4 protein-coding genes are annotated in these 5,375 nt (G+C 57.4%); 3 read left to right on the top strand and 1 reads right to left on the bottom strand.

Features of this window, described 5'->3' with window-relative positions:
- The 3 genes from NKH36_RS34350 to ehuB (NKH36_RS34360) form a co-directional block, all read left to right on the top strand.
- Nucleotides 1-578: M20/M25/M40 family metallo-hydrolase (locus NKH36_RS34350; protein WP_352966238.1), on the top strand; the 578-nt coding region annotated here is incomplete at its 5' end.
- A gap of 751 nt (nt 579-1,329) precedes the next feature.
- Nucleotides 1,330-2,214, top strand: a complete 885-nt coding sequence (ehuB, locus tag NKH36_RS34355) for an ectoine/hydroxyectoine ABC transporter substrate-binding protein EhuB (RefSeq protein WP_352966240.1) — start codon at nt 1,330-1,332, stop codon at nt 2,212-2,214.
- Between the two features lie 832 nt (nt 2,215-3,046).
- Nucleotides 3,047-3,946, top strand: coding sequence for an ectoine/hydroxyectoine ABC transporter substrate-binding protein EhuB (gene ehuB, locus NKH36_RS34360; RefSeq protein ID WP_352966241.1), 900 nt, complete (start codon nt 3,047-3,049; stop codon nt 3,944-3,946).
- Nucleotides 3,947-4,218: 272 nt separating this feature from the next.
- On the opposite strand, the gene NKH36_RS34365 is transcribed toward ehuB (NKH36_RS34360), so the two are convergent.
- Nucleotides 4,219-5,184, bottom strand: coding sequence for an IS630 family transposase (locus NKH36_RS34365; RefSeq protein WP_502912176.1), 966 nt, complete (start codon nt 5,182-5,184; stop codon nt 4,219-4,221).
- Nucleotides 5,185-5,375 lie beyond the last annotated feature (191 nt).

Genomic DNA, 5,375 nt, shown 5'->3' on the forward strand with positions numbered 1-5,375 from the left:
CCGCTCATAGCTCCAAGCCTCATCTCGGGGTCAACGCAATTACAGGAATGGCCAAGGTCATATTGGCGCTCGACAAAATCAATGAGGCTTTGTCCCAACGTGTGCATCCGCTAGTCAGCCCCCCGACTCTAACAATTACTCTAATCGAAGGGGGGGTCGAATTGGCGACTGTACCGCCATCGTGCCGTGTCTGGATCGATAGACGGCTCATCCCGGGAGAGCGACCGGAGGATGCTGTTCAAGAAGTTGAAATCATACTGGAAGGGCTGCGCCAGGGCCCGGACAAGATCAAGGTGCGCTCCTTGCTACCTGCATTGGAAGATCCAGCCCCTCCGAGTGCGGAGGCGACCAAAATTGCCGCGGTGGCGGCCAAGGCGTGTGCTGAAGTTGCCGGAACGGGCAAGCACTTCGGGGTCCCTTATGGGACGGATGCAAGCCAGCTCTCATTGGGAGGAATTCCCTGCATTATCCTCGGCCCTGGAAGCATCGATCAGGCCCACACAACCAATGAGTACGTGGAAATAGATCAGCTTGCCAAAGCGGTCGAAATCTACCAAAAAATTATGCTTAGCTATTAGGCTCGCAACGGGAAGATGCCGCGCGACCGGCGACAATGTCGGATCGTCAAAATAGAACGCTTGGCATCGCTTGGTCACGTCATGCGGGCGCCGATCGTCGATGTCAGACGTAAATGATACGTGCTGGAACCACCCCGGGCGCAGGCATGTTGCGGGTGCCTCGTAGTACTCCAAAATGTATTGCCAGTCTTGGAGACCTACGCGAACGGATAAGCAGCCGTCAGGACCACGTTTAGGCGGGTTGACGATCCCGAATTGGTGGCCGACGACATGCACGAAGAACCGCTTAACTACCGAGGCGTAGAGCAGACAAACTCCCCGATTTCAGTCGTCGCTATGTTGTCGTGCTGATCTGTGAAGATTGCAGCAGCGTCCGTCACAATTTCAGCGTTTCGGCGGGTTCTTGTTGGATTTGTCATCCTTCGGCCCACTAAAATCAAATCGTTATCCTCTTGCCACATGCTCCTACGATGACTCTACGTGCAGGCTTTGAGGCAATATCCTTGTTGATCAGGGGCGGCCGCTCGCTCGATAGCGGCTTAAGCCGGCACGAAAACGCCGATTTGCTGCGCGCAAAGATCGATTCTGTTCCACGCTAGTCCCCACGGCTTGCTAAGATGAGGCGTGAATTTCGGGCCGGTGAAAAGGGAATGGACGCGCACCGGTCACGCAAACGCATGGCTTGACGTCATCTTCATCCCGTAAGTCCGTTAGGGCCAGGGGAACAACGGTGAATGGAGGGAACTCTCAAATGACCAATTTGCAACACTCGCGGATCAAAGAGGATTTTTTCAGGCAATCAGTTCTAAATGCAGTGGCTGCTCTGGGAATGGTGGCGCTGCTGGCAACAGTAACATTCGCCGGTTCAGCCTCGGCGCAGTCGCTCCTCGACAAGATTAAGAACGGAGAGACAATCCGGCTTGGCTTCTCCAACGAGCCTCCTTTCGCCAACCCAGGCGCAAACAACGAACCGCTCGGGTGGGTCAACGCAATAGCGGTGGATGTCCTCAAAAAGCTGGGCACCACCAAAGTCGAACCGGTCGTAGCCGAATGGGGATCACTCGTCCCCGGAATAAGTGCCGGTCGTTTCGACATCATCACCGGCGGCATGTACGTCCTACCTGACCGCTGCCACAACGTGCTGTTCACCGAGCCACTCGCTGTTCTCAGCGCAGCTTTCCTCGTGCCGAAGGGAAATCCGCAGAACCTGCACTCCTACAAAGATCTGCACGAGAAGGGTTTGACCGTGGCCACCGGCGCGGGCTGGGATGACGTCGAGAATGCGCGCAAAGCTGGCATCCCCGATGACAAAATTTTGCAGGTCGCGGGATCTGCAGAGGTCCTGCAGGCAGTGAAGGCCAGTCGTGCGGCTGCGGGTGTAGGCGATTACTTCACTATGAAGGAGTTCGCCGGCAAAGACGCCAAAGTCGAAGTGACCGACCCCCTTCCCGATACACCCAAAGGTTACCCGGCTCTCGCTTTCCTGCCCGACCAACAAGCGACTGTCGACGCCTTCAACGAGGTGTTGAAAGACTATCTCGGCTCCGACGAGATGTTGAAGTCAGTCGGCACATATGGCTACAACAAAATCAACCTGCCGGACGGCACCACGGCCGCTCAACTCTGCAAGGGCTGAAGCGCGGCGCTTTTTTGTACCCTTGTGCGACGGCGCCTCCGCGTTCTTGGTCGCGGAGCCGCCCGAGCGGGGCGTCCAGGATGAAATGTCTCGTTTCTTGTCCTTGGCTTTTTCCCCGACCTCCCGTGGGGAAGACGGCAGATCTGAACGGTGAGCAAGATCACAAGGTCGATCCATTTGAAATGCGCTTGATCGGCGAGTCTGTTGTGCTCAATGTTCAACATCTCCTCGGGAGACGGCTCAGACGGGGAAGCTCCTATTCCCATCCTGAGATAGTCTCGCCGACCTCCCAACAGCTATTATTTGCCTCGCGGCGCGAGATCATGCGTATCCCGGACGAGGCTTTCACGCGCGAAGTTCGATGCCGCGTCGTCGATGCATAATAGGGCGAACCCCATCCGTCTCCGCAGACTTGACCGTTTGCGGAGCGCCAGTGAGCAGTGCCGACATGGCCAAAGATGCCAAGCTGTGGATATCGAGATAGATCGTCTCGCCGGGATGCTCGAGTTTCAAGCATCGGCCCGGCTCGGTGCTCAAACGAGCCGGTAGCCTGGGGGCCGCAGGGGCTATCATGCCGTCCGATCTTTTGGGTTTACAGCGCTCGAGCCAGCAAGCCACGATCATGGCCGTCACTCCTTAGACGCGCGCCGCATGGACGGCAACTCGATTGGAAACTGGCGCAAGTGACGGCAGAAACGCTGTTTCACTGCATCAGCGGCAGATCATTCGCTCAAAAAGGACCGTTGCGTGCTGTTACGTTTTAGAGGCAGGCCGTCCCGGATGTTGATGGGACGGAACCGAAACCGACACATAAAAATGGGAGAACTACTAAATGTATGATTGGACCCACTGCGCGAACAAAAGCAATCCGTCGAAGCGTGCAATCGTGAAGGGAATGGTTGCACTCGGTTTAGCGGCGATGGCGGTCGGCTTCACGGTCGGGACAGCCGCCGCACAGTCGTTGCTCGACAAGATCAAGAATGGAGAAACGGTCCGGATCGGTTTCTCCAACGAGATACCCTGGGCATATCCTGGCAAAGACAACGAACCGCTCGGCTACGTTAATGCGATGACCCTGGACATCTTAAAGAAGCTTGGGACCACCAAGGTTGAGCCGGTCGTGGCCGAATGGGGCTCGCTTATTCCTGGCCTGGCGGCGGGCCGCTTCGACATAATTACAGGCGGCATGTCCATCCTGCCGGAGCGCTGCCGCAACGTGCTGTTTACTAACCCAATCGACAAAGATCCGACCGCGCTGCTCGTGCGGAAGGGGAACCCGCAAAACGTGCACTCGTACGAGGACGTGCGCGACAAGGGCTTGATCTTCGTCACCGGTGCCGGTTGGAGTTCGGTGGCTGCCGCACAAAAAGCCGGCATCGCCGATGACAAAATCTTGCAAGTCGCTGGCCTGGCGGAACTGCAGCAGGCAGTGAAGACCGGCCGCGCGGACGCCGGTTCGGGTGGATACTACTCTATGCAGTCGGTTGTCGAAAAGGATCCGAGCCTTGAGGTAGCCGATCCTTATACGCCACCCAAGAACACGCCCGGAATTCCCGGTTACGCCGCGCTAGCCTTCCCGCTCGACCAGCAGTCGGCAGTGGACGCTTTCAACGCAGTGTTGAAAGACTACATCGGCTCCGACGAGATGATGAAGTCGGTTGGCAAATATGGCTACACAAATGCTACCCTGCCTGACAAAGGCGTTACGGCCGCTGAACTCTGCAAGGGTTGAATCATGCTGCGCCTCCCCTGAAGCTACGGGGAGGCGCCCCGGCGATTGCGCGCGACCATGATTGACATCAACTTCGGCAAGGCGAATTTTGAAATGAACTCAGAACGGTGGAAGCGGCTGCCGCGTAGTGTTGTTTTTCCCGAGTGATCGGAGACGATCTGCAGTAGGCATCATCCCCCTGGAATTCGTGAGTGACCGATGCCGATTTCTGCCGACGAAGACTTTGTGGTGCTCGCTCCCAAAAGGCAGATTTTCCGCTAGAGGTGAGTCTTTCACGTTTTGACGGAAGCGTATCCGGCGTTAGCAAAGTAGTTGTTGCATTCTGTAGCCTCGATGGTTTCGACGAGGTGGCCGATGTGTCGCCAAGTATCCTCGACGGTGCGTTTCTGGGCCTGGCGCATCCAGTGTTTGATCTTGGCGAAGGCCTGCTCGATGGGATTGAGGTCTGGCGAGTAGGGCGGCAGGTACCAAAGCCTGGCGCCAACGGCTTTGATCATCTGCCTGATGGCGGCCGACTTATGGCTTCCGAGGTTGTCCATGATGACGATATCGCCGGGCTTTAGCACAGTGATGAGCTGCTGCTCGACATAAGCACGGAAGCATTGGCCGTTGATTGGCCCGTCGAAAACACAAGGGGCCGCGAGGCGATCGCAGCGCAGCGCGCCGAGGAAGGTCAGCGTGCGCCAGTGGCCATGTGGAGCCAAGCCGCGCAGCCGCTCGCCCTTCGGCCCCCAACCTCGAAGAGGGGCCATGTTGGTCTTGATCCAGGTCTCGTCGATGAAGACCAGGCACTGCGGATCGAGGCCGCCCTGCCAGGATCGCCATCGTTGGCGCCTGCGGACAATGTCAGCGCGCGCCTGCTCAAGGGCGAAGAGCGTTTTTTTGAAGCTCAGGCCTTCGTGGCGCAGGAACTGCCACACCGCATTGTGCGAGACCTTGACCCCGCGAGCGGCCAACTCATCCTTCAGACCGTGCAGCGTCAGATGCGGCATCTCACGAATCCGCGCCGCGATGAAGGCTCGGTGCGGCTCCAGCACCCTCTTGCGATGTCCGCCCATCTTGCCCGGCGCAACCGAGCCGGTCGCCCCATGGCGCTGCAACAACTTCACTGCCGTCGAAATCGCAATACCGAACCGTTTGGCGGCCGAACGGCGACTCTCGCCACTCAAAACCGCCGCCACAACCCGCTCGCGAAGATCATTGGAAAGGGGTCGAGTCATCTCATGCTGGCCTCCAATCCAGCCAGCATCTTGAATCACAAATCAGACCAATCCGGAATCCCTTTCGATTCCGTCAAAGCGTGATCCGCTCTAAGGTTATGGTGTCGAGCAGTGGTGTACTCCACTAGAGCGGGATGAGATTAGTTTCGGTCATAGCCGGAGTTTTTGAAGTAGTGTGAGCACTCGGCGGATGTGATGCGGTTGAGAAT

Origin of the sequence: Mesorhizobium sp. M1312 (assembly GCF_040318115.1) — a bacterium.
Classification (GTDB): domain Bacteria; phylum Pseudomonadota; class Alphaproteobacteria; order Rhizobiales; family Rhizobiaceae; genus Mesorhizobium.